Here is a 24,795-nt window from a genome sequence, read left to right as displayed (position 1 = left end):
GTGGGCTACGGCGCCGCTGCCCGCCACGACGCGGGCACTACCCGCGCGGCGGGCGGCGCGGCGGCGCGCGAGCGGGCTTGCCCTTGGGCGGGCGCGAGCGCCGGACGGGCCAGGCTGCCCAGGCCGAGTAGGCCCAGCAACAGCCCGGCGGCCAGCAGCCAGGCGGCCGTATCGGGCAGCTGGCGGGTGCAGGTAGTGGTGGTGTGCATAACTAGCGGTAGTAAGATGGATAAAAAAGCAGCCCGCGCAAAAGAGCGTTGGTAGTAAGCGCCGCCTGGCCGGTAGCAAGTAGCCGGGTAGTGCGCAACGGTTCAGCTTATTGGTTTATACTTCTAAGATATTACTTAGGTTTTTAAAAAGAATATAATTGGCGCAATTAGTAAATTAATTACAATTTATTATAGACAAAATAATGTTAATCATCGGTTAGTAACAATTAAATCATAGGCGGGTGGTGCTGAGTTATTATTGCACTTTATGAAGTTGAAATTGTTCGTGCACGGAAGTTCGTCTGCCCGCCGCCCGCAATGGCCGAACCCCAAAAGCACCCTTGGAGGCACCGGCTGAAAGGCAGCTTAAGAAGCGCCTCTGGGCAGGCCCAGCGGGTGGGGGCGACTTATAGCAGCTTGCGCAGCGTCCAGAGGCTCCAGAAAATAACCATGGCACCCACGCCCACGAACATCCAGCGGGTGGGTAGGCGGCCGGCCAGGCGGGCGGCAATGGGCGCGGCCGCCACGCCCCCGCCGATGAGGCCCAGCACGATTTGCCAGTGCTTGAAGCCCAGCACCGAAAAAAATGTGACCGCGCTGGCGAACGTCACGAAAAACTCTACCAGGCTCACCGTGCCGATGACGTAGCTCGGCGTGCGGCCGTTGGCAATGAGCGTGCTCGTGACCAGCGGCCCCCAGCCGCCCCCGCCAAACGAGTCGAGAAAGCCGCCCGCGCTGGCCAGCCAGCCGGCATTTTTCACCTTGCGGCGCTGCTGCGGCTGCTTTTTAAGAGCCTTGCTGATGATGCGCGCGCCCAGCACGAGCAGGTACACGGCCAGCACCGGCTTGAGGTAGGCCACGTGCGCCTCGCCCAGCCGCGCGAGCAGCAGCGCCCCGGCCACTGAGCCGGCCACGCCGGGCAGCACCAGCACCCTGAATAGCTTCTTGTTGACGTTGCCGAAGCGGTAGTGGTGGTAGCCCGACGCGCCGCTGGCAAACATCTCGGCCGTGTGAATGCTGGCGCTCACCGAGGCCGGGGGCAGCCCCAGCGTCATCAGGCTGATGGCCGACACGATGCCGTAGCCCATGCCCAGCATGCCATCTATCAGCTGGGCCACGAAGCCCACGGCCACGAACGTGTAGAACGTGCCCGCGCCGCGCACCCCTGCCCACGCCTGCTGCCAGGTGAAGTAGTACGACAAGATGGTGAGCATCAAAAATCCCGCGAAGGCCAGCAGCGCCCACGTGGCCACGCGCCGCCAGTAGGCGGTGGCCTCGGCTTCTTCGGCAGGGCCGAAGGCCGCCACGGCGTGCAGGCGGCGGGCGGCGGCCCCGGCCCGCACGCGGCCGAGCAGCCCGGCATCGGGGGTAGCCACCAGCACCAGGTCGTGCCCGGCCAGGTCGGCCGGCTCGAAGGCGCGCGCCAGCACCCGCACCTGCGGGTGGCGCTGGGCCAGGGCCACGAGCTCGGGCATCGGGGTAGGGGCCACCACCGTGACGCGGGCCGTGGGGTGGGCGGCCAGCACGGTGCCAAGCTGGGCCAGGGCCTCGGCCCCGCCGCCCACCAGCAGCACGCGCCGCTGCTCGAGGTCGAGAAACACCGGCACGGCGGCGGTAGCTACTGATGAAGCAGGGGTAGGGGCGTCGGTGGGCATGGGGCGGGCCGCGTCGCAGCCTAAAATACCTTGCAAGAAAGGCAGGATGGCCGGGCCAGCGGCCAGGCCCGCGCCCTAAACCGGCCAGCCGGTAAAATGTCAGGCCGCTGGTACCGTCATCTAGCCCGACCTTTGTAGCTTCGGGCGGTGGTCCGCTGGCTGCCGCCCGTCCGCCGCCCTGGTGCCGCTTCCGTTCAGTTCTTTCTGCTTAGTACCTCGCCCCTTATGAAACCCCTGCTTCTTCTTAGCCTGGCGCTGCTGCCTACCCTGGCCCTGGCCCAGCAAGCCCCGGCGGCCCCCGCCGCAGCGGCTCCCAAAGCGCCGGTAGTGCTGCCTCCTAAAAAGGCTAATGCCGCCCTCATCGCCCGCCGCGACAGCGGCCTGGTGGCCCTCACCGCCCTCATGCAGGGCCTCGTCGACCGGGGCTACGCCATCAAAGACGTCAACCGCGAGCAGCTGACCGTGCGCACCGAGCCCCGCGCCGTGTCGGAGGTAGGGGCCGTGGTGCTCGATGGGGCCGTGCGCGGCCGGCAGCTGGTGCTCACCGGCACCTACGCCCCCGAGCTAGCCAGCAAGCACTATAAGCTCATCGAATACCCCGGCGAAAAGCGCGAAGGCCGCGCCAGCGTGGCCTGGGACGAGCTCACCAAAACGGCCGGCCTGCTGGGCCGCAACGTGACCTACCGCGCGCAGTAGCCCGATAGCTTCGCGCCCCGCCCGCAAGGCGGCGCTAGTGTATTTTTGCGTGATTTTTACACGTATTTTTTGTGAAAAAGGCGCTTTATTTAATCGGCTCGCCCAACCAGACTACGCAGATGCACGGCATCGCGCAGCTGCTTGAGGATGAGTACGAGCCCTATTTCAGCCAGCTTTACTACGATGGCTGGATGCGGGGCTTCTACCAGTTTTTGCTGCGCACCGGCGGGCTGAAGCAAACCATCGTGCAGGGCCACATCAAGGAAAAGGGCGATAAGTACCTGGCCGCCCACAACCTGCGCAATGACTTCGAGAACCGCGTATTCGGCCACGAGTACGACCTCATCGTGTGCTGCTCCGACATCATCGTGCCCTGGAACCTGCTCAAGAAAACCAAGTCGGTGTTCGTGCAGGAGGGCATGACCGACCCGCTCAACCTGTGGGCGCGCCTGGTGAAGAAGTTTACCAACTTTCCCATCCTCACCATCAGCACCGCGCTGAACGGGATGAACAACATCTGCGACGTGTACTGCGTGGCCTCGCCGGGCTACGCCGAGCACTTCGAGAAAATCGGGGTCGACAAGGATAAGCTCATCGTGACGGGCATTCCGAATTTCGACAACATCGAGAAGCTGCGCAATAATAGCTTTCCGCACCGCGGCTACGTGCTGGTGGCCACCACCGACATGCGCGAAACCTACCGGCCCGATAACCGCAAAAAGTTTATCCGGCACGCTACCCGCATCGCGGCCGGGCGGCCCATGTTCTTCAAGTTTCACCCCAACGAAAACATGGCCCGCGCCACCGCCGAGGTCGAAAAATGGGCCCCGCCTGGCACGCGCATTTTCACCAGCGGCAACACCGAGGAAATGATAGCCAACTGCGTAGAGCTGATAACGCAGTATAGTACTGTAGCTTACGTGGGTTTGGCGCTTGGCATCCCCGTGCATTCCTACTTCGATGTCGACGACCTCAAGCGCAAGCTGCCCATTCAGAATGGCGGCACCAGCGCCCGCCGCATTGCCGACCTGTGCCGGCAATACGGGCAGTTTGCGGGCTCCGGCGCGGAGTTTTTGCGCCAGTACCGGCCGGCCGCCGAGGTGCCCGCCCCAGCCGAACTGGCCCCCGCCACGCACTAGCCACGCCGGGAACTCTAGGGCCGTTCATATTACATTTTGTGCCGCCAGCGTTACGTTTTGTACTCTAGCTTATGCTCACGCTAATTCAGGCCCGGCGCGGCTCCTCGCGCTTTCCCGATAAAGTAAGTCTCGACCTCTGCGGCAAGCCGCTATTGGTGCGCCAGGTAGAGCGGGTGCAACTGGCCACCCGGGCGGGCCGCGTGGCCGTCATCACCACCGATGAGCAAAGCGACGACCCGCTGGCCGCGCTGTGCGCGCAGCACGGTATTGAAGTATTTCGGGGCTCGGCGCTCGACTTGCTCGACCGCCACTACCAGGCGGCGCGGCACTTTGGCGAAACGGAGGCAGTAGTGAAAATCCCGAGTGATTGCCCGCTCATCGACCCGGCCATTATCGATAAGGTGCTGGGTTATTATGAGGAAACGCAGGGCCAGTACGACTTTGTCAGCAACCTGCACCCCGCTACCTACCCCGATGGCAACGACGTGGAGGTAATGACCTTCGCGGCGCTCGAAACGGCCTGGCGCGAGGCCCGCCGCCCCTTGGAGCGCGAGCACACTACCCCTTTTTTCTGGGAAAACCCCGAGCGCTTCCGATTGGCTAATATCACCTGGGAAACGGGGCTGGACTACTCGATGTCGCACCGCCTCACCATCGATTACCCGGCCGATTATGACTTCATAAAGGCCGTGTACGAAGCGCTTTATCCGGTTAATCCCGAGTTTGGTTTGGACGATATCCTGACTTTATTAAAACAAAGGCCGGACATTTACGCCTTGAATGCCGACCTGGCCGGCGTGAACTGGTACCGCAACCACTTGGACGAACTCAAAACGGTGGACGCGGGCAATACCAAGCAATTGTAAAACAAGTAACTGTCATGCTGAGCGGAGCGCAGCGAAGCCGAAGCATCTCTATCGCTTCATTGCTAGCGTTAGGAGCTAGTATTGAAGTAGAGATGCTTCGACTCCGCTGCGCTGCGCTCAGCATGACACCGCCCTTATGACCTCCGAAAAACAAAACGAGCTAAAAGAACTCGCCCTGCGCGTGCGCGAGCACATCGTGCGCCTCAGCACCGATGGCGGCTGCTTCACGGGCGCCTCGCTGAGTTGCGCCGACCTGCTGGTGTACCTCTACGCCGATTTTCTCAACGTGCACCCCGGCAACCTCACCGACTCGGAGCGCGACTACCTATTCCTGAGCAAGGGCCACGACGTGCCGGCGCTCTACGGGGTGTTTGCCGAGCTGGGCTTCATGCCCAAGGAGCGGCTGGATAATCACTTGAAAACCAGCGACAGCATCTACTGGCACCCCAACCGCAACGTGCCGGGCGTGGAGTTTCACTCGGGCTCGCTGGGCCACCTGCCGAGCGTAGCCATGGGCGTAGCTCTCGACGCCCGCCTGCGCGGCCAAAATCAGAAAGTCATCGTGATAACCGGCGACGGTGAGCTCAACGAGGGTACCTGCTGGGAAGCCGTGCTGGTAGCCAGCGCCCACAAGCTCAACAACCTGACCTTCGTGGTCGACCGCAACCACTTCCAGGCCAACATCGCCACCGAGGAGCTGATTCCGCTGGAGCCGCTGGCGCCCAAGTTTGAGGCTTTCGGTGCCGCCGTGCGCCGCATCGACGGCCACGATTTCGTGGCGCTGGAAGAGGCGTTTTCAGCCCTGCCGTTCAGCCAGGAAAAGCCCTCGGTTATCATCTGCGACACGGTGCGCGGCAAGGGCCTGCCCAGCATCGAGCGCCGCGCCGACCGCTGGTTCTGCAACTTCAGCAGCGACGAGGTGACGGAGCTGCTCAAAGAGCTGCACAGCCAGGAAGCTACCACGCTCACCAGCGAAACCCTCACTGTTAGATAACTAACTGTCATGCTGAGCGCAGCGAAGCCGAAGCATCTCTACCGCTTCGCTGCTAGCGTTAGGAGTTAGTTCACCGGCAGAGATGCTCCGACTCCGCTGCGCTGCGCTCAGCATGACAATTTTAACCGATATGAATTACGAGCAATTAATCCACGAAACGGCCCTCGCCGACGAGCGCCTCATCGTGATGACGGCCGAAAACCGCGCCCTCATCCGCAACCTGCCGGGGCCGCTCGGGCTGCGCTTCATCGACACCGGCATCACCGAGCAAACCATGATTGGCGCGGCGGCCGGCCTGGCCCTGCGCGGGCGCGTGCCGGTGGTGCACGCGCTGGCTACCTTCCTCACGCTGCGGGCGTTCGAGTTTATCCGCACCGACGTGGGCATTGCCAACTTGCCGGTGAAAATCAGCTCGTTCGTGCCCGGCTTTCTGTCGGATGGCAACGGGCCGACCCACCAGGCCATTGAGGATATCTCGCTGATGCGCGGCATCCCCGGCATGACGGTTTTCGCCGCCGCCGATGAGCAGGACATGTTGGCCATGCTGCCCGCCATCTGGGCCTCGCCCAGCCCGGCCTACGTGCGCGTCAACACCCGCCCCGCCACCTACCAGCACGCGCCGTTTGAAATCGGCAAGGCTGAAATCGTGAGCGAAGGCCACGACGTCACCATCCTCACCTACGGCATGCTGTTCGGGCAAGCCCTGGTAGCTAAGGACTTGCTGACCGAAGCCGGCTACTCGGTAGGCCTCGTGAACCTGCGCAGCCTCAAGCCCCTCGACTCGGCAGCCGTGCTGAACGTGGTGAAAACCGGCGGCCTCGTGGTGACGCTGGAAGACCACTTCCAGACCGGCGGCCTCTACTCCATCGTGGCCGAGCTGCTGCTGGAGAATGAGCTGACCGCCAAGGTGCTGCCGCTGGCCCTCAAGGAAAAGTGGTACAAGCCCGGCCGCCTTAGCGAGGTGCTGGAGTACGAAGGTTTCACCGGCCAGCACATTGCCCGCCGCATCGGCGAGAAGCTGGGTGATAAGCAGCACGTTTTCAACGAGAAAACGGAAGTGGTTGAAAACGAGTTTGCCGAGTAATATGGCTCCCCGTCTGTCATACTGAGCTTGCGAGGCATCCTATCACGTCCGGATTGTTGAACCCGACGATTCTATCGTGATGAGATGCTTCGCAAGCTCAGCATGACAGGCGTTTTTATTTCTGACATTCTGGCTAACCAGCTAATCCTTATGAATTTCCCCAAATCCGACGACCTCTACGCCCGGGCGCAGAAAATCATGACGCCCGTGACCCAAACCCTCGCCAAGGGGCCGGGCCAGTACACCAAAGGTGCGAGCCCCAAGTACGTGAAGCGCGGCAAAGGTGCCCACGTGTGGGACGTCGATGGCAACGAGTACATTGACTACCAGATGGGTATCGGCCCGCTGAGCCTGGGCTACGCCTACCCCCGCGTGGATGAAGCCATCAAGGCGCAGCTCGAAGACGGCATCACGTTTTCGATGATGCACGAGCTGGAAGTAGAGGTAGCCGAGCTGATTCACGAGATTATCCCCAACGCCGAGAGCATCCGCATCTCCAAAACCGGGGCTGACGTGTGCTCGGCGGCCGTGCGCGTGAGCCGCGCCTTCACCGGCCGCAAGGACGTGCTGTGCTGCGGCTACCACGGATGGCACGATTGGTACATCGGCACCACGAGCCGCGACAAGGGTATCCCGCAGGAAAGCAAGGACTTGGTAGCGGCCTTCGAGTACAACAACCTCGACTCGTTCAAGGCTGTGCTGACGCCCGACGTGGCCTGCGTTATCCTGGAACCATTCATTTTCGACGCGCCCAAGGACAACTTCCTGCACGAGGTAGCCCGCCTCTGCAAAGAGAACGGCACGCTGCTGATTTTCGACGAGATGTGGACGGGCTTCCGCATCGCTATTGGCGGCGCGCAGGAGTATTTCGGCATCACGCCCGACCTCGCGGTGTACTCGAAAGCTTGCGCCAACGGGATGCCTATCGCCCTACTCACCGGCCGCAAGGACGTGCTGCAACTGTTTGAGCAGGACGTATTCTTCTTCACCACCTTCGGCGGTGAAGCGCTCAGCCTGGCGGCTACCATCGCCACCATCAGCGAGATGCGCGAGAAAAACGTGCCCGCGTTTTTGGCCAGCCAGGGCAACAAGCTGAAGGAAGGCTACAACCAAATCGCTGCCGAGCTCGGCCTCAGCAGCTACACCAAGTGCTACGGCTACGACTGCCGCAGCATCGTGACCTTCGACGCCAGCGCTGGCAACCCGCTGGAAGTAAAGGCTTTCGTGCAGCAGGAGCTGTTCAAGCAGGGCATCCTGTGGGGCGGTTTCCACAACATGAGCTTCTCGCACACCGACGAGGACGTGGCTAAAACGTTGGACGCCTACCGCGCCGTGCTGCCGCTGCTCAAAGACGCTATCGAGAAGGGCGACGTGGCTAGCCGCCTGGAAGGCGAGCCGGTGGAAGCCGTATTCCGCAAGGTGACGAACGCCGCGCCGGTGAAGGCGAAGTAGGCTTAGCTCGCCTAACGCAGCGTCTCACCCCTAGCCCCTCTCCGAAAAGGAGAGGGGAACTAGCTTTTAGTTTTAGCTCTAGTTAATTTATTGCTTACGCAGGTAGCTGGCCCACAGTAGCTTCTAGAGCTAAGAACTAGAGGCTAGTCCCCCTCTCCTTTTCGGAGAGGGGCTAGGGGTGAGGCGCTGCGTTAGGTAAAATCCTACATGAATTTCTTCGACCTAACCAACAAAACCGCCATCGTAACCGGCGCGTGCGGCCTCATCGGCCAAAAGCACTGCGAGGCGCTGGCCCTGGCCGGTGCCCACGTGGTAGTAGCCGACCTGCACCTCAACAAGGCTCGCGAAGTGGCCGCCGCGCTGCCGGGCGCCATTCACCTGCCGCTGGCCGTGGACGTAACCTCGCCCGAGTCGCTGGCCGCCGCCCGTGATGAAATTATCAAGAATTTCGGGCACATCGACGTGCTGGTTAACAATGCGGCTATCAACGACATGTTCGAGAACCCGGCCCTGGCGGCCGACCTCAGCAAGTTTGAGAACTTCCCGGTGGCGACCTTCCGGCAGGTGCTGGAGGTGAACGTGACGGGGCTGTTTCTGGCCGCGCAGGTATTCGGCACGCCGATGGCCGAGCAAGGCCGTGGTTCCATCATCAACGTGGCGAGTACCTACGGCATCGTTGGGCCCGACCAGAGCATCTACCGCAACGAGGCCGGTGAGCAGACGTTCTATAAATCACCGTCTTATCCCACTACCAAGGGCGCGGTAGTCAATTTCACGCGCTACCTAGCGGCTTACTGGGGCGCCAAGGGCGTGCGCGTAAACACGCTCTCGCCGGGCGGCGTGGAGAACAGCCAGGATGCCTTTTTTGTGAAGCAGTACAGCGCCAAAACGCCCCTGGGGCGCATGGCCGCGCCTACCGATTACCAAGGCGCCGTGGTGTTTCTGGCCTCGGATGCTTCGGCTTACATGACGGGGGCCAACCTCGTGGTGGATGGCGGCTGGACGGCGATTTAGTTGCGCGGACTTTGTAGTCCGCGTACGGTTGGCTGCTTGCGTACGCACGCGGACTACAAAGTCCGCGCAACGGCGCTACCGCCGCCGGGTAGTAATTTAGATTTTATTTCCCGCACCAATCTTTTATGAAGCACGCTGACTTAGCTGCTAAAGCCCGCCGCATCAAACTCTTGCTCACCGACTGCGACGGCGTCCTCACCGATGGCGGCGTGTACTACGGCGAAAGCGGCGAGGTGCTCAAGCGCTTCAACATCCGCGATGGCATGGGCGTGGAGCGCCTGCGCGCCGTGGGCGTGGACACGGGCATCGTGACCGGCGAGCGCTCGCCCTCGGTGGTGAAGCGCGCCGAAAAGCTAAAAATCAATGAGTTGCACCTGGGTATCAAGGACAAAGCGCCGCTGCTGGCCGAGATTCTGACCCGCCTGAGCCTCACGGCCGAGGAAGTAGCCTTCATCGGCGACGATACCAACGACGTGGCTATTCTGGGCCTCGTGGGGTTGGCGGCCTGCCCCGGCGATGCCACGGTTTTTGCCCGCGAGGCGGCCGATTACCAGTGCCAGGCCTTCGGCGGGCAGGGCGCGTTTCGCGAATTAGCCGAGCTCATTATCAGCCACAAGGGCGGCGCGCCGGTACCCAATCGCGGCTCGGAGTAGCAGCGTTAGCTACTCGCTTCTATCTGCTGGCTGTTAGCTTGCCCTTGGCAATGCAAGTGCGGATGCATAAAACTGGCTGACAGATTAAAATAAAACTTCCCCGCGCGCGTCATTGCGCTAACTTTCGCTTCTTTTCTCACCCGTTCGATTCCCCTACGGAATAGGACATAGCTAGCAGCCAACAGCTGAAAGCTAATAGCTTACAACTTATGTCAGTCGTTCAAATCAAGAAAAACCGCGCCATTGGCCCCGGCCAGCCGTGTTACATCATTGCCGAAATCGGCATCAACCACAACGGCTCGCTCGACATTGCCAAGCAACTCATCGACGCGGCCGTGACCGCTGGCTGCGATGCGGTAAAATTTCAGAAGCGCACCCCCGAGCTGTGCGTGCCCAAAGACCAGTGGGAAAAAATGCGCGACACCCCCTGGGGCCGCATGAGCTACATCGACTACAAGCGCAAAACCGAGTTTGGCCTCGAAGAGTACACCGCCATCGACGACTACTGCAAAGCCCGCGGCATCGACTGGTTTGCCTCGTGCTGGGATGAGCCCTCGGTCGATTTCATGGAGCAATTCCAGCCCGTGCTCTACAAAATGGCCTCCGCTTCGCTCACCGACAAGCCCCTGCTCGACCGCGTGCGCGCTACCGGCCGCCCCCTCATGCTGAGCACCGGCATGAGCACCCAGCAGGAAATCACGGACGCCGTAGCCTACGTAGGCCTTGATAACCTGATGATTGCGCACAGCACGTCGGCCTACCCCTGCCCGCCCCAGGAGCTGAACCTGCGTATGATTTCAACACTGGAACAACAGTTCCCCGGCACGCCCATCGGCTACTCGGGCCACGAAACCGGCCTCAGCACCACCGTTACGGCGGTAGCCCTGGGCGCCACGTTCGTAGAGCGCCACTTCACCCTCGACCGCGCCATGTGGGGCTCGGACCACGCCGCCAGCGTAGAGCCCGGTGGCATGGCCAAGCTTGTGCGCGACATCCGCGACACCGAAGCCGGCCTCGGCGACGGCGTGAAAGTGGTGTACGAGAGTGAGAAAGAGCCCCTGCGTCGCCTGCGCCGCGAGGTAACGGCCGCCTAGTAGCGCGGACTTTCAGTCCGCGAATGTCATGCTGAGCGCAGCGAAGCATCTCGCGTGGCGCAGTAACCCTAACGTTAGGATTTACTGTGCCACGCGAGATGCTTCGCTGCGCTCAGCATGACATTCGTATTTTTAACCAGTAATAATCCTGTTCCTTTTGCGCCCAGGCGAACATTCGCCCCGCGCCAGCAGTTAGGGGCACAGCTACTACATTATCGAATACCCTATGCTCGATACGATAAGCACGTTTTACCATAGCCTCGACGCGGTGGGCCGTACCACGATGATAACCACGCCCATCCTGCTGCTGGCGGTGGCGGTGTTGCTGGTGCTGGAGCGCAAGTTTCCGTACCGCAAGGGGCTGCCGTTTTTCCGCGAAGGGCTGTTCGTAGACCTCTTTTGGTACACGCTGGTGCAGAGCTATTTCCTGCAAATCCTGATTTTCGGGTTCATCATCGCGCCGCTGGCCGCGCACTTTGGGGCGCGCTTTCACGTGGTGAGTAGCTGGCCGGTGGCGGCGCAGGTAGCGTTTTTCGTGATAACGCACGATTTTTATATCTACTGGTTTCACCGCTTTCAGCACAGCAGCGCCTTCTTCTGGCGCACCCACGAGGCGCACCACTCGGGCAAGCACGTGGACTGGCTGGCTGGCTCGCGCTCGCACATCGTCGAGATTATCATCAACCAAACCATCGAGTTTGCGCCCATTATTCTGCTGGGGGCCAACCCGATAGTAGTGCCCATCAAGGCGCTGATTGATGCCGTGTGGGGCATGTACATTCACGCCAACATCGATGTGAAATCGGGTAAGCTGCAATACGTTATCAACGGCCCCGAAATGCACCTCTGGCACCACGCCGACCACGAAGAGGTGTACTACGCCAACTTCTCGACCAAATTCGCTTTCTGGGATTGGATGTTTGGCACGGCCTTTTTGCCCGCCAACCGCAAGCCCGAGCGCTGGGGCCTGCCCTACGCTTTCCCCAAAGACTACTTCGCGCAGCACGCCTTTTCGGTGGTGCGCTTCGATGAGGCGGCGCTGGCCGAGAAATCGGCCGTGTTCCGCGCCTATCACGGCGTGCGCTGGCGCGTGCTGGGCTGGGTGGGCGAGCATGTGCCCGCCGCCAAGGTGCTGCAAGGCTGGCCGGTAGACCAGGGCCCCGCCGAAACCGTGCCCGCCCCGCGCCCCGGCGGCAACCCTGCACCTACTGCGCCCGTCGTTGCTACCGCCACTGCCGATTCTTCCCGCCCCGTTGCTACCCCCGTCGCTTGAGCCTGTCCTTCAATCCCGCCTGGCTGTACCTGCTGCTGGCTTCCGTGATGGAAGTGTGCTGGAACTACAGCCTCAAATACACCAAAATTGCGGATATCAAGGCCATTGATTGGTCGCAGTTCTTTTCGAGCACAGCGGGTATAATGGCCTTGATACCTGCCATTTGCTACGTGGGCTTTGGCGTGGGTAACGTCATTTTCTTCTCGAAGGCGCTCAACGTCATTCCCGCTTCCACGGCCTTCGCCATCTGGATGGGGCTGGCGCTGGTGGGTATCAAAATCGTGGACACGCTGGTGCTCAAAGAAGCTTTTCGCTGGGTACATGTGGTGTACATTGGCTTTATCCTGGTCGGGATAATCGGGCTGAAGCTTTCGGCCGCGCCGGAGAAGGCAACGGCGGGCGCGCCCGCAGCCGAAAAGCAGGCATAAGTAGGGTGCGGGGCTTGCCCCCGCCCGGCGTTGTGAAGCTAATTATTCCGAACAACGCCGAGCGGGGGCAAGCCCCGCACCCTATACTAAGCTGCGCTGCACCGTACTTTCGGGGCTATGCGTCGCCTCCTTCCCGCTCTCCTGCTGCTCGTTACCAAGGGTTTTTCCCAAAGCCTGCCCGTCATCCCGCAAAACCCACCCGGCCTGCGCTGGCAGGAGGTGCGCACGCCGCATTTTCGGGTGCTGTACCCGGCGGGGTTCGACACGGCGGCGCAACGCACGGCCCAGCGCCTGGAGGCCGTGCACGGCCCCGGCGGGGCCACGCTGGGCGTGCAGGCCAAGCCCATCGCGGTGGTCATGCAAAACCAAACGACCGTCAGCAACGGCTTCGTGACGTTTTTGCCGCGCCACGCCGAGTTCTTTACTACCCCCGAGCAAGGGCAGGGCCTGGGCACCGTAGACTGGCTCGATGGACTGGTGGTGCACGAGTTTCGGCACGTCAATCAGTTTGATAAGGCGCGGCAGGGCTTCGGGCGGGTGCTGGTGCCGCTGCTGGGCGAGAGCGGCCTGGGCGTGAGCGCGGTGGGCGTGCCGCAGTGGTTTTTTGAGGGCGACGCCGTGGGCACTGAAACGGCTTTCACGCGCAGCGGGCGCGGGCGCATCCCGTATTTCGGGCTGGGCCTGCGGGCCAACTTGCTGAGTGGGCGGCAGTACTCGTACCAGAAAGCTGTGAATGGCTCGCTGCGCGACTTGGTGCCCGACTGGTACGTGCTGGGGTATTTTATGACCTCCTACGCCAAAACCCACTACGGCCCCGATGTGTGGAGCCGGGCCTTGGACAAGTACTACCGCTTCCCGTTCTACCCGTTTTCGTTCTCCAACGGCCTGCGCCGCACTACCGGCTTGCGGGTCGAAGACCTCTACCAGCGCACCATGCGCGAGCTGGACTCGACCTGGCGCGCCGAGCAGGCGGCCCGCCCCGCGCCCACGCCGGTGCGCGAGCTGGCCGGGCAGGCCGAAACGCGGGTTTTCACGCAGTACCAATACCCGCAATATGTCAATGACAGCACGATACTGGCCCTGAAAAGCGGCCTGGGCCACATTCCACAGCTGGTGCTGCTGGGCCGCCACGGCCGCGAAAAGCGCGTGTTCACGCTGGGGCCGGTAAATATTCCGGAGATGCTGTCGGTGGGCGGTGGCAAGGCCGTGTGGCCCGAGTTTCGGCAGAGCCCGCGCTGGGGGCAGAAGATGTTTTCGGAGCTGAAAGTGCTGGATTTGAAAACGGGCCGGGTGAGCCGGCTGGCTACCGGCACGCGCTACGCCGCCGCCGCGCTCTCGCCCGATGGCACGCGCCTAGTGGCCGTGCGTACCGATGCCAGCTACCACCACGCGCTGGTGGTGCTCGATGCCACGACGGGCGCGGTGCTACAAACTGTGCCTAACCCGCCCAACGACCTGTATCAGCAGCCGCGCTGGCTGCCTGATGGCCGCGTGGTAGCTGTGGCGCTGAGCGCGGCCGGTAAGACGCTGCAAGCCATCGACCCTGCTACTGGGTTGGCTACTAATCTCTTGCCGGTGGCCAACGTCAACCTCACCACGCCGCAGCCCTGGGGCGAGTACGTGCTGTACAACTCGCCGCAAGCGGGGGTGGATAACGTGTACGCGGTGAGCGTAAAAACCAACCAAACCTACAAGGTAACCAACCGCCCCTTCGGCGCCTACCACGCCGCCATCAGCCCCGATGGCCGCCACCTCGCCTTCCACGACTACCGCGCCACCGGCGCGCGGGTGGTCGAAATGCCGCTTGACCCCGCCACTTGGACGGCCCTGCCCGCGCCCGCCCGCGCCGACGCGCCCGCCGACCCCTACGCCGCTAAGCTGGCCGCCGGCGAGCCCGCCGCCCCGCAGATAAAGGCGCTGCTGGCCTCGCCCGATTCGGCGGGGCCGCGCTACGGGGTGCGGCGCTACCGGCCGCTGGCGCACGCCTTTCGGGTGTTTAGCTACGGGGTGGTGCAAAGCCCGGCCGGCAACGCGGTGAGCGTGGGCGTGCGCTCGCAGGACTTTTTGAGCACGACCCAGGCTTTCGCGGGCCTCAGCTACGACCAGACCGAGCGCACGCTGGCCGGCACCGGCGCGCTCAGCTACCAGGGCTTGCCGGTGGTGCTCGACGTGGAGGGCAGCTACGGCGGGCGCAACGCGGCCCGCTATTTCGACCGCGCCCTGCCGCTAGATAGCCTGCGCCGCACCCGCTGGCAGGTGGCGCGCCTGCTGGTGGGCGGCCGGCTGCCGCTGGTGCTCACCCGCTCCAAGTACCTGCAAAGCCTGACGCTCAGCGCTTACTACCTGCACGAGCGCGTGTACAACTACACTGCCACGCTGCGCAACCTCAGCGAAGTAGCCCCCAATGCGCCCCTGCACGCCGTGCAAACCAGCCTGGCCTACGCCAGCCAGCTGCGCCAGAGCGCCCGCGACGTGGCCCCGCGCGGCGGGGCTACGCTGCTGGCTACCTACCGCACCACGCCCTTCGGCACGGCCTTGCAGGCCCGCCAGGTGGGCGTGCAGGCGGGCGGCTACCTGCCCGGCCTGGCCCGGCACCACGCCCTGCGGCTGCGCGGCGGCTACCAGCACCAGCAGCAAAGCCAGTACACCTTCACCTCGGCCATCTCGTACCCGCGCGCCGAGACTACTTACCTCAGCTTCGACAACCTCACGGTGGGCAGCGTCGATTACAGCCTGCCGCTGGCCTTCACGCACTGGCAGGTGGGGCGCGTTCTCTACGTGCAGCGCCTGCGCGCCACCGCCTTCGCCGACCTGGCCCAGGGCAATTCGCTGGTAACGGTGCGGGTAAACAATCAGCCGATTCAGCGCCGTGTGACCCAGGATTTGCAGAACTACGGCGTCGACCTGCTGGCCTTGTTCAACGTCTTTCACCTGCGCACGCCCCTGGAGGCGGGGGTGCGGGTTGCGTATAGCAGCTACTTGCAGCAGGTGGTAGTGCAGCCGCTAGCCTTCAGCATCCGGCTCTAAATCCGCGTACTTTGTGGCAAAGCCCTTTTCTATGCCTACCAGCGCCCAGGCTCCGGCCGTGCCCCGCCTCACGTACCTGCGCATCAAAAACTATCGCGCCCTGCGCGACGTGGAATTTCGCGACCTCACGCCGCTCACGGTGCTCATCGGCCCCAATGGCAGCGGGAAATCGACGGTGCTGGATGCGCTGGATTTTCTGGCCGAGGCGGTGCGGGGGAATCTGGTAGCAGCTTGGGAAAAGCGGGATAGGTTTCGGGGAATGCGGACGCGAGGGGAGGAGGGAAGTATTGAATTTCAGATAGAATTTAGTCTTGCAGACGATACTATCATCTATAATATATCCATAATTGAAAAGGAAAATGGCGTAGAGGTTAAGGACGAAAAATTGATAAATGGGACTAGTGGCCAAAGAATATTTTATCGAAGAGGTAAGGTTTACAATAGAGATAATTCCCCTGTTGAATATTTAACTGATTTTAATCCTGGCTGGGGTTCATTGCAAGAGCAAGATGATGTTTATCTAGCGTATGGTAGCGTATTTCTGTCAGAATATGCTGGTATGATGGATAAAGTATTATCAGATTTATTAAGATACTACCGCCTCTTACACCTCACCGACGACCACCTCAAAGGCTACTCCGACGCCGGCCCGCGCGAGAAGCTTTCGCCCAACGGTGACAACCTGCCCAACGTGTTTTACTACCTGCACCTCAAGCACCCCGAGGTGCTGGAGCGCCTGGCCGACAAGCTGCGGGCCTGGGTGCCGGGCCTGGCCGACGTCATTCCCGAAATAACCTCCGACGAGCGGCTGCTGCTGCGCTTCAAGGATGCCCCGTTTGAGAAGCCGCTGCCGGCGCAGTACATGTCGGGCGGCACCATGCGGCTGGCGGCCCTGCTCACGCTGCTCTACGAGCCCAATGCCACTGGCCTGCTCGGCATCGAGGAGCCTGAAAACGAGCTGCACCCGCAGCTGCTGGGCCGGCTGGCCGAGGAACTGATAAAAGCCACCGAAACCCGGCAGCTACTGGTAGCCACCCACTCGCCCGCCATCCTCAACGCGCTGGAGCCGGCGCAAGTCTGGATACTGCACCGCGGGTCCGACGGCTACACGCAGGCCACCCGCGTGGCCGACCTGCCCGGCATCCCCGAAATGGTAGAGGAAGGCTCACCCCTGGGCTACCTGTGGACCCGCAACTTCTTTGAGGTGGGCGACCCGCTGGCCGCGCCCAACGCTACGGAGGGCCACTGAGATGGAAATTGATTTCCTGCTGGAAGAAGAATCGGCTGCCGCCGCACTGCGCGTGCTGCTGCCCCGGCTGCTACCGGGCTGCGTGTGCCGGCTCAAGCCCTTCGAGGGCTGCCACGATTTGCTGGGCCAGCTGCCGCGCCTTTTGCCCGCCTACCGGCGGCGCATGGCCCAGGCCGGGCAAGAAAACCTGCGCCTCGTGGTGCTGCTCGATGCCGACACCATCGGCCCGCGCCGGCTGGCGCAGCTAGAGCAGCAGGCTGCCGCGGCGGGCTTGCTCACCTACGCGGCCGCGCCGGCCGGGGCCCCGTTTCAGGTGCTCAACTGCCTAACCGTGGAAGAGCTAGAAGCCTGGTTTCTGGGCGATGAGGCGGCCGTGTGCGCGGCGTACCCGGCGCTCAAAGCTGCTTACTTCGGCCGGGTAGGGGCCAACCCTGACGCGCTGCCCAAACCCAGCGAAACCCTGTGGCACGTGCTGAAACAAGGGCGCTACTACCCCAGCGGCAAGGCTAAAACCGAGTGGGCGACTACCATCGCCCCGCACCTCGACCCGGCCCGCAACGCCTCGCCCAGCTTCCAGTATTTCTGCCTGGGCCTGGCTGCCTTGCGGGGAGTTGTTTAGCGCTGTCCGACTTAGGCATTCCACCAAAAAGAAAGGAGCAGGCCGATTGCACGGCCCGCTCCATATCCATTGCCAATTGCTCATTACAACCAGCTACGCGAACACCGGCGCTACCTGCAAAAAGTGCTCAATCTCGCGGATGACCTCGCCGGGGGCGGTGAGGTGGGCGCTGTGGCCGGGCGTGTCGATAACGGCCAGTTGGCTATCGGCCAGGTTTTCGAGCAGGTAGGTGCCCACGGCCACGGGCGCTATCACATCGTGGGCGCACTGTAGTATCAGGGCCGGGGTGGTGAGGAAGGGCAGGTCGGCGCGGTGGTCGGAGAGGAACGTGACGCGGGCGAAGTGCTGCGCGATGGCCGGGTTGGTGTGGAAGAAGCTGTTGGTCAGCTCCATCACGATTTCGGGGCGGTTGGCGTCGGTCATCACCGGGGCCATGCTCTCCGACCAGCCGTAGTAGTTGGCTTCCATGGCGGCGAGCAGCTCCTGAATGTCTTTTTGCTCGAAGCCGCCCACGTAGCCGGCGTCGTTGACGAAGCGCGGCGAGGGCGCCAGCAGCACCAGCCGCCCAAAGCGCTTGGGCTCCTTGATGGCGGCCAGCACCCCAATCATGGAGGCCACCGAGTGGCCCACGAAGATTACCTCGTGCAAGTCCAGCTCGCGCAGCACGGCCAGCAGGTCGTCGGCGTGGGCATTGAGCGAGGCGTACTTGGTGTATTCGTAGGAAGCCGTATCCGACTTGCCCGCGCCTACCAGGTCGAGCAGCACCAGCTGGTAGCGGTCGGCAAAAGCGGGGGCCAGCCGGTGCCAGCTGGTTTGGTCGGAGCCCAGGCCGTGCAAAAAAACCATGGCCGGGGCCGGGCTGGCCGCACCCGAAATGGTAACGTTGCTGCGAATGAGGGCAGAAGTAGTGGTAGCAGTCATAAGAGTAGTGGAACTTAATGCAGTGAAAAAGTATACGAAGTGCCCAACGCGGGCGGATTTAGCCGCCGAGCTTTTTTGCGCTCAGCAAAGAAGAAATTGCAGTCTGCAATAGAATTTTACTTGGAAATAACTTCTTGTCCGTTATTATTTATATAATTTTCCTGTTGGGGTTAAATATACGGCCCCCGGCCAAAAAGCCCGCCGACCGCGCTGGGCTGGCGGGCTTTTTGGCCGGGGGCGCTGGCCCCTAAATAATGGCCTTGGCCTCGACCTCCTTTTCCTTGAGCGGGGCCTTCACCTTGCCGATGATGTAGCGCATGCCCTTATCTTGGGTGAAGTAGTTCCAGGCCCAGGTAATGAACACGGCAAAGCGGTTGCGGAAGCTCACCAGCGCCAGCACGTGCACGAAGCTCCAGGCCAGCCAGCCCAGCCAGCCGGTAAGGTGAATCTGCCGGCCAAAGAGCTGAACGTCAGCCAGCGCGCGGTGGCGGCCCACGGTGGCCATCGTGCCCTTGTCGTAGTACTCGAAGGGCAGCATGGGCAGGCCCGACACCGCGCGCTTGATGTTTTCGCCCAGGTGCCGGCCCTGCTGAATGGCCGGCTGCGCCACCTGCGGGTGCCCCTCGGGGTATTTTTCGGTGGCCATCTGGGCAATGTCGCCGATGGCAAACACGTTGTCGTAGCCCGCCACGCGGCTGCTCTCGTTCACCTTGTAGCGGTTCGATTTCAAGAGCACCTCCGGGTTGAGGCCCGGAATGGGCGCGCCCGTGACGCCCGCCGCCCAAATGAGCGTGCGCGTAATGAGCTGTTTACCATTGTTTAGCGTCACGGTGTAGCCGTCGTAAGACTTTACCCGGCAGTCGAGCAGCACCTCCACGCCCAGGTCCTGCAAATACTCCAGCGCCTTTTGCGATACCTCGGCCGACATGCCCTTGAGCAGCACCGGCCCGCTCTGCACCACGTAGATGTCCATCTGCTTGAGGTCGAGCTCGCGGTAGTCGCGCGGAAACACGTGCGCCCGCAGCTCGGCCAGCGCGCCGGCCATTTCCACGCCCGTGGGGCCGCCGCCCACTATCACAAAGTCGAGCATGGCATTAAGCTGCTCCTGGTCGCCCATTTGCAGCGCCTGCTCAAAGTGCGAGAGCAGCGTGTTGCGCAGCTCAATGGCATCGGGCACGTTCTTGAGCGTAATAGCATTCTTGGCCATCAGCTCGTCGCCAAAAAAATTGCTGGTCGTGCCGGTGGCCAGCACCAGGTAGTCGTAGCGTATCAGCCCGATGCTGGTTTCCACTACCTGCGCCTTCGCGTCGATGCAGTTGACTTCGGCCAGCCGAAAATAAAAATTTTCCTGGTCGCTGAGAATCTTGCGAAACGGCGATACGATGCTGTCCGGGTTCAGGCCCGCCGTGCCTACCTGGTAGAGCAACGGCCAGAAGCCGTGGTAGTTCTGCTTGTCGATGAGCACTACCTGCACCGGCGCGTCGGCCAGGGTTTTGGCCAGCTGCAAGCCGCCAAAGCCGCCGCCCACTATCACCACGCGCGGCATGCCCAGGTCTTCGATTTTAGTAAGTCCGTCCATAAAAGTGAAAATGCGGCAACGCGCGCCGCCCGCTCCCAGCAGCTTACGGCCGCCCGCCAAAACCGGCCGAACGTGAAACTAGGCTGAGGTGAGGCTGAACGCTAGCAACCTGGCGGGGCTGAATGCAGTAAAAAAGATGCAACTTTTTCTTGTTTGTCTTATGAAATCCATTCTCCTGGCCCTGGGCCTGGCGCTGCTGGGGGGCCTTTCGGCCTGCGCCCCGGCCGTAAACGTGGAGCAGCGCGCCAACGTTAACTACAGCCGCTACCGCACCTTCGACTTTGCCGATACCGAAGTGAAAACCGACGGCACCCGCAACCCACTGCTCAACAGCCCCATCGCGCAAGACCGCATCAAGCAGGCCATTGCCGGCGAGCTGGCCCAGCGTGGCTTGCGCCAGGTGCAGGCCAACCCCGACCTGCTGGTAACTACCCACACCTACGTGGAGAAAGCCGAGCGCACCGTGTACGACAACTACGGCGGCCCCGGCTACGCCTACCCCTACGCCGTGGGCTACCGCGGGGCCTTCCTGCCCATCAACTACGGGGCCTGGTACACGCCGGCCTACTACAGCGCCCCGCGCACGGTGCAGTACAACGAGGGCACGCTGATTATCGACTTCATCGACCGCCGCAGCAACAACCTGATTTGGCGCGGCTCGCTCGCCGACCCGGTCGATGACCCCGCCCGCCTCGGCAGCGAATTCAGCAAAAACGCCAAGGAAATTCTCGATAAATTTCCGGTGCCCGAGAAAAAAAGCTAGTAGGCATCGCCCACCACTAGCCGGCACTACACACAAGCTTTTCCCGCCCGAGATTACTGAACTCCGGGCGGGAAAAGCTTTTTTGTTGAAGGTTATTGCTTAAAAACCAGCTGCTTGAGGATGCAGGCCGGCTATTGGCACCCAGCGTTAGGTTGCTTTTTTCTCATAGAAAAATTCGCGCGCCCCCGGCGCGGCCTGCCGCTGCGCGGCGGCCCGCGCCCGCAGCTCCACGCGCCGGATTTTGCCGCTGATGGTCTTGGGCAGCTCGTCTACAAACTCCAGGATGCGCGGCATTTTGTAGGGCGCGAGGTGGGCGCGGCCGTAGGCGAATAGCTCGGTAGCCAGCGCGGCCGTGGCGGCGGTGCCCGGCCGCAGCAGCACGAAGGCCTTGATTTCGTGGCCTTTGATGGGGTGCGGCGAGCCCACCACGGCGGCCTCTACCACGGCCGGGTGCTCAAGCAGCACGCTCTCAACCTCGAACGGCCCGATGCGGTAGTCGCTGGATTTTATCACGTCGTCGTCGCGGCCCACAAACCAGAGGTAGCCGTCGGCATCGCGGTAGGCCTTGTCGCCGGTGTAGTAGAGGCCGTGGCGAAACACGCTGGCCGCCCGCTCGGGCTCGCCGAAGTAGCCCGTGAACAAGCCGTTGGGCCGGCCCGTGTCGGTGCGCACGGTGAGGTGGCCCTCGGCCAGGTCGGGCAGCGCGCGGCCTTCGTCGTCGGCCACCACGACGTCGTACATAAACGACGGGCGGCCCATGCTGCCCAGGCGCACGGTGTCGCCGGGCAGGTTGTACACCATCGCCGTGCTTTCCGACTGCCCGTAGCCGTCGCGGATAAGCTGGCCCGCGCCCCGCTGCCACGCCTCAATTACTTCGGGGTTAAGCGGCTCGCCCGCGCTCGCGCACTCGCGGAAGCTGAATTTATACGCCGCCAGGTCTTCCAGCACGAGCAGCCGCAGCACCGTGGGCGGCGCGCAAAACGTGGTGACGCGCTCGCGCACCAGCGCCGCCAGCAGCGGCCCGGCCGCAAAGCGCCCGCTGCCCTGGTACACCACCAGCGTGCAGCCCACGCCGAGCGGCGCAAAAAAGCTGCTCCAGGCAAACTTGGCCCAGCCCGACTGCGAGATGTTGCAGTGCCGGTCGTCGGGCCGCAAACCTAGCCAGGCGGCGGTGCTGAGGTGCCCCACCGGGTACGAAAAGTGCGTGTGCGTTACCACCTTGGGCAGGCCCGTGGTGCCCGAGGTGAAGAATAGAAACAACGGGTCGTCGGCCTGCGTGGGGGCCGCTTCGGCCTGGTCGGGAAAGGACGTTGTGTGCTCGAACCCCACCCAGCCGGCCCGCTGCGCGGCCGGCCCGCCCACCAGCATTTTGAGGCCGATGCGCTGGCCCAAGGCTTGCTCGGCGGCGTCGATTTTGGCCGCGTTTTCGAGGTCGGCAATGACTACGGCGGGCAGCAGGCGACTGAAGCGGTATTCCAAGTCCTTCACCGTGAGGATGCTGGCCGCCGGAATCAGTACCTGCCCGCCCTTGATGCCGGCCACGTAGGTATCCCAGAGCTCGGCGCACACGGGCACCATCAGCAGCACGGCCGCCTGGGGGCGCACGCCGGCCGCGCGCCAGTAGCCGAGCAGGCGGTTGGCGCGGGCGGCCAGCTCGGCGTAGCTGATGGTTTGGTGGCCCGTGTCGTCGGCCAGCACCAGGGCCGGCTTGTCGGGGTGGGTGGCCACGTGCAGGCCTTCCAGTATCTCGGTGGCCCAGTTAAAAAGCGCCGGCTTGGGCACGGGCAGCTCGGCGAGCTCGTGGTAGGTGCCGGCCTCGGCAAGGCGCTGAAAGCGCCGGAAATAGGCTTGCATGGGGAGAGTAAGTTGGGTGGGAATAATTGATAAGCAGCAGCATACCGCCGGGGGCATCGGCACGGGGCGGAACGAATCGCGCCCGGCCGGAAGTTAGGAAGGACACGCTTTTTGGCTACCTTGCTTCTATGAACGCACTACCACTGGTTTCGCTGCTACTGGGCAGCCTCGCGCTGGGGGCCGCCGTGCCCGCGCCCCGCGCCGCCGTGCCGGCCACCGAAAAGGTAACGGTAGTGCTGTCGGCCCTGGCCTCGACCAGCTCCGCGGTGAAGCTCAATTTCTACAATCACCCCGATAAGTTTCTGAAAGCGGGGCAGATGGCCATTCGGATGGTAGTGCGGCCCGACGGTAAAAACACCCTTACGATACCCGTCGACCTGGCTCCCGGCGAGTGGGCCGTGGCCGTGTCGCAAGACCTCAACAACAACGACAAGCTCGATAAAAACCTGCTGGGCATCCCCACCGAGCCCTTCGCTTTCTCCAACAACGTGAAGCCGCGCCTCGCGGCCCCCAGCTTTCAGCAATGCAAGTTCACGGTGGCCGGGCCGGGGCAGGTGGTCAGCATCACCGACTGGAACGACTTTTAGGCGCTTCGCCCGGCCTGGCCCAAGCCCAATTGCATTAAAAGCATAAAAATTGAAAAAAGCGGGTATTTCACTTAAAAAGCCGTGGGCCGCAGAAGGCACGCGGCTTTTTGACGTTTTATCCTAAAAAATAGTTGGAAAAGAATGCGCCCGCCGCCAGTCAATTGTACTGTAGCTGGTTTGGGTAGGCGTTTTCGAGGTAAGCTCGTTTGTAGTTTTACTTTTTCCATTGTTTATTAACTAATTGGCCTAGTAGATTTGCAGCGCCTTTAAGCAACACACACTACCCTTCCGCTATTTATGAAACGCTCTTCACGCTCCTGGTTCGTAGCTGCCCGCCCCCTAGTGGCGGGGGCCTGCGCGCTGGTGAGCGTGTTGAGCGGGCCGGCGGGCTGGGCCCGCGAAGGCGCTACCTGCCTGGCGGCGGCCGAGCACGCCACGCCAGCGGCCGGCACCCGGCTGCGCATCGGGGCGGGCACCACGTATGCGGGCACCATCACCATTACGAGCGACAGCGTAACCATCGACAACTACGGCACGCTGGCTGGCACCATTGTGGTGAGCAGCGGCGTGCGGGGCACGGTGCTCAATAACTTAGGCAGCGTAACCTCGGAAACGATTTACCTCAACGCACCCACTACCATCAACAACGGCAGCGCCACGGTGCCCACCGCCAGCTGGACCGGCTACATCGGCGATACCTTCGGGGCGGCCCCGACTATCAACAACTTCGCGCTTTTTTCAAGCGAAATCTTCACCCTGCCCGGCGGCGCTATCCGCAACCGGGCCGGCGCTACCTGGCAAGGTTACATCCACAACAGCGCGGCGGCGCTGGCCATCACCAACGAGGGCACCTGGCAGGCGCCGCTCACCTCCACGGGCAGCCTGCGCGTGCACAATACCGGCCACTGGCTGAGCCGCCTCGACGCCTGCGGCCCGGCTGCCATCAGCAACAAGGGCACTTGGAAGTAGTGCTTGGTGCTTAGTGACTAGTGCTTGGTTTTCAAGTCTAAATGTTACGCGCTGCGAAACGGGTGCCCACCCCGCGCCAGGCGCTCGGCTAGCTCCACGGCGTAGCGGGCGCGGGTTTCGGGGCGCTTGGCATCGGCTACTTTGCGGGCGATGGCGCGGCGCATGGCTCCGGTTTGGGCGTGGAAAGCGGTTTCGGCTTCGGGCCAGGCGGCGAGGGCTTCGGCTAGCTCATCGGGTAGGTCTACGTGGTCGGGGGTGGGGTCGGGCGCGAGGCCCACGGCTATTGCCTGCCCCACGGCCAGGCCCAGCCGCTGGCACAAGTCTTTGCGAAGCAGGAGGTAGCGCCCGCCGCCTTCCTGCGGCAGCAACCCCAGGCGCTCGGCGTGGCCGTTGAGGGTAGCGATAACGCGCCGGGTGGCCCGGCCGCCCACGGCCAGCCATGCCGCCTCGGGCACCACCAGTATCTGGGTGGGCATGAAGCTGGGGCCGCCGGCTTCGAGCACGGCCCGGAAGGTGGTAAGTGGGATGGGGGAGCTAGGTACCAATGTATTATGTATGCGGTTAGTTAATGTCCGTCATGCTGAGCGCAGCGCAGCGGAGTCGAAGCATCTCTTTAGCAGAGTAACTTATAGCGCTAGCAACGAAGCGGTAGAGATGCTTCGGCTCCACT

At 62.6% G+C, this 24,795-nt stretch carries 23 protein-coding genes; 17 read left to right on the top strand and 6 right to left on the bottom strand.

Annotated features, from left to right (window positions below):
* Positions 1–5 precede the first annotated feature (5 nt).
* Both VFO93_RS10645 and VFO93_RS10640 read right to left on the bottom strand, forming a co-directional pair.
* Positions 6–209 (bottom strand): hypothetical protein, encoded by a 204-nt coding sequence (locus tag VFO93_RS10645; RefSeq protein ID WP_325134354.1) that lies wholly within the window; start codon positions 207–209, stop codon positions 6–8.
* Positions 210–616: 407 nt separating this feature from the next.
* Positions 617–1,900, bottom strand: a complete 1,284-nt coding sequence (locus tag VFO93_RS10640) for a TSUP family transporter (protein WP_325134353.1) — start codon at positions 1,898–1,900, stop codon at positions 617–619.
* Between the two features lie 189 nt (positions 1,901–2,089).
* On the opposite strand from VFO93_RS10640, the gene VFO93_RS10635 reads away from it, so the two are divergent.
* The 14 genes from VFO93_RS10635 to VFO93_RS10570 all read left to right on the top strand — a co-directional run bounded on the left by VFO93_RS10635 (position 2,090) and on the right by VFO93_RS10570 (position 17,452).
* Entirely contained in the window at positions 2,090–2,560 is a 471-nt protein-coding gene (locus VFO93_RS10635) for a hypothetical protein (RefSeq protein WP_325134352.1), read from the top strand.
* A 71-nt stretch (positions 2,561–2,631) separates the two neighbouring features.
* Positions 2,632–3,699, top strand: a complete 1,068-nt coding sequence (locus VFO93_RS10630; protein WP_325134351.1) for a hypothetical protein — start codon at positions 2,632–2,634, stop codon at positions 3,697–3,699.
* A gap of 71 nt (positions 3,700–3,770) precedes the next feature.
* Positions 3,771–4,565 carry a glycosyltransferase family protein gene (locus VFO93_RS10625; RefSeq protein WP_325134350.1) on the top strand — a complete coding sequence of 265 codons (795 nt, stop codon included), beginning with the start codon at positions 3,771–3,773 and terminating at the stop codon, positions 4,563–4,565.
* A 136-nt stretch (positions 4,566–4,701) separates the two neighbouring features.
* A complete protein-coding gene (locus VFO93_RS10620) occupies positions 4,702–5,559 on the top strand; it encodes a transketolase (protein ID WP_325134349.1) in 858 nt (285 codons plus the stop codon).
* Between the two features lie 130 nt (positions 5,560–5,689).
* The gene (locus tag VFO93_RS10615; protein ID WP_325134348.1) at positions 5,690–6,643 is read left to right on the top strand and encodes a transketolase family protein; all 954 of its coding nucleotides are present in this window, start codon (positions 5,690–5,692) and stop codon (positions 6,641–6,643) included.
* A 150-nt stretch (positions 6,644–6,793) separates the two neighbouring features.
* A complete protein-coding gene (locus tag VFO93_RS10610) occupies positions 6,794–8,095 on the top strand; it encodes an aminotransferase class III-fold pyridoxal phosphate-dependent enzyme (RefSeq protein ID WP_325134347.1) in 1,302 nt (433 codons plus the stop codon).
* Between the two features lie 207 nt (positions 8,096–8,302).
* Complete coding sequence (locus tag VFO93_RS10605; protein WP_325134346.1) at positions 8,303–9,109, top strand: SDR family oxidoreductase; 807 nt, start codon at positions 8,303–8,305, stop codon at positions 9,107–9,109.
* 125 nt (positions 9,110–9,234) lie between these two features.
* The gene (locus tag VFO93_RS10600; protein ID WP_325134345.1) at positions 9,235–9,762 is read left to right on the top strand and encodes an HAD-IIIA family hydrolase; all 528 of its coding nucleotides are present in this window, start codon (positions 9,235–9,237) and stop codon (positions 9,760–9,762) included.
* A 209-nt stretch (positions 9,763–9,971) separates the two neighbouring features.
* Positions 9,972–10,856: an N-acetylneuraminate synthase family protein gene (locus VFO93_RS10595; RefSeq protein ID WP_325134344.1), complete on the top strand. Its 885-nt coding sequence runs from the start codon at positions 9,972–9,974 to the stop codon at positions 10,854–10,856.
* Positions 10,857–11,082: 226 nt separating this feature from the next.
* The gene (locus tag VFO93_RS10590; protein WP_325134343.1) at positions 11,083–12,129 is read left to right on the top strand and encodes a sterol desaturase family protein; all 1,047 of its coding nucleotides are present in this window, start codon (positions 11,083–11,085) and stop codon (positions 12,127–12,129) included.
* Positions 12,126–12,557 (top strand): DMT family transporter, encoded by a 432-nt coding sequence (locus VFO93_RS10585; protein WP_325134342.1) that lies wholly within the window; start codon positions 12,126–12,128, stop codon positions 12,555–12,557. Before VFO93_RS10590 ends, VFO93_RS10585 begins: the two co-directional genes overlap by 4 nt.
* A 117-nt stretch (positions 12,558–12,674) precedes the next feature.
* Positions 12,675–15,584, top strand: coding sequence for a hypothetical protein (locus VFO93_RS10580; RefSeq protein ID WP_325134341.1), 2,910 nt, complete (start codon positions 12,675–12,677; stop codon positions 15,582–15,584).
* A 31-nt stretch (positions 15,585–15,615) separates the two neighbouring features.
* Positions 15,616–16,833 (top strand): AAA family ATPase, encoded by a 1,218-nt coding sequence (locus tag VFO93_RS10575; RefSeq protein ID WP_325134340.1) that lies wholly within the window; start codon positions 15,616–15,618, stop codon positions 16,831–16,833.
* Position 16,834: 1 nt separating this feature from the next.
* On the top strand, positions 16,835–17,452 hold the full coding sequence (locus VFO93_RS10570; RefSeq protein ID WP_325134339.1) for a DUF4276 family protein: 618 nt from the start codon (positions 16,835–16,837) through the stop codon (positions 17,450–17,452).
* 93 nt (positions 17,453–17,545) lie between these two features.
* Here VFO93_RS10570 and VFO93_RS10565 read toward each other — a convergent pair whose 3' ends face one another.
* Positions 17,546–18,373: an alpha/beta hydrolase gene (locus tag VFO93_RS10565; RefSeq protein ID WP_325134338.1), complete on the bottom strand. Its 828-nt coding sequence runs from the start codon at positions 18,371–18,373 to the stop codon at positions 17,546–17,548.
* Positions 18,374–18,620: 247 nt separating this feature from the next.
* Positions 18,621–19,952, bottom strand: a complete 1,332-nt coding sequence (locus VFO93_RS10560) for an NAD(P)/FAD-dependent oxidoreductase (protein WP_325134337.1) — start codon at positions 19,950–19,952, stop codon at positions 18,621–18,623.
* A 160-nt stretch (positions 19,953–20,112) separates the two neighbouring features.
* Between VFO93_RS10560 and VFO93_RS10555 the strand changes: the two genes are divergently transcribed.
* Entirely contained in the window at positions 20,113–20,715 is a 603-nt protein-coding gene (locus tag VFO93_RS10555; protein WP_325134336.1) for a DUF4136 domain-containing protein, read from the top strand.
* Between the two features lie 147 nt (positions 20,716–20,862).
* Here the strand turns inward: VFO93_RS10555 and VFO93_RS10550 are convergent, their stop codons facing one another.
* On the bottom strand, positions 20,863–22,569 hold the full coding sequence (locus tag VFO93_RS10550) for an acyl-CoA synthetase (protein WP_325134335.1): 1,707 nt from the start codon (positions 22,567–22,569) through the stop codon (positions 20,863–20,865).
* A gap of 128 nt (positions 22,570–22,697) precedes the next feature.
* Between VFO93_RS10550 and VFO93_RS10545 the strand changes: the two genes are divergently transcribed.
* Entirely contained in the window at positions 22,698–23,156 is a 459-nt protein-coding gene (locus tag VFO93_RS10545; protein WP_325134334.1) for a DUF2141 domain-containing protein, read from the top strand.
* A 297-nt stretch (positions 23,157–23,453) separates the two neighbouring features.
* A complete protein-coding gene (locus VFO93_RS10540; RefSeq protein WP_325134333.1) occupies positions 23,454–24,125 on the top strand; it encodes a hypothetical protein in 672 nt (223 codons plus the stop codon).
* A gap of 44 nt (positions 24,126–24,169) precedes the next feature.
* Here the strand turns inward: VFO93_RS10540 and VFO93_RS10535 are convergent, their stop codons facing one another.
* Positions 24,170–24,670 (bottom strand): YdeI/OmpD-associated family protein, encoded by a 501-nt coding sequence (locus VFO93_RS10535; protein WP_325134332.1) that lies wholly within the window; start codon positions 24,668–24,670, stop codon positions 24,170–24,172.
* Between the last annotated feature and the right edge of the window lie 125 nt (positions 24,671–24,795).

This window comes from Hymenobacter sp. (assembly GCF_035709525.1).
GTDB lineage: Bacteria > Bacteroidota > Bacteroidia > Cytophagales > Hymenobacteraceae > Hymenobacter.
The sequence above is the reverse complement of the archived record's forward strand: the minus strand, read 5'-3'. Positions and strand labels throughout refer to the sequence as shown.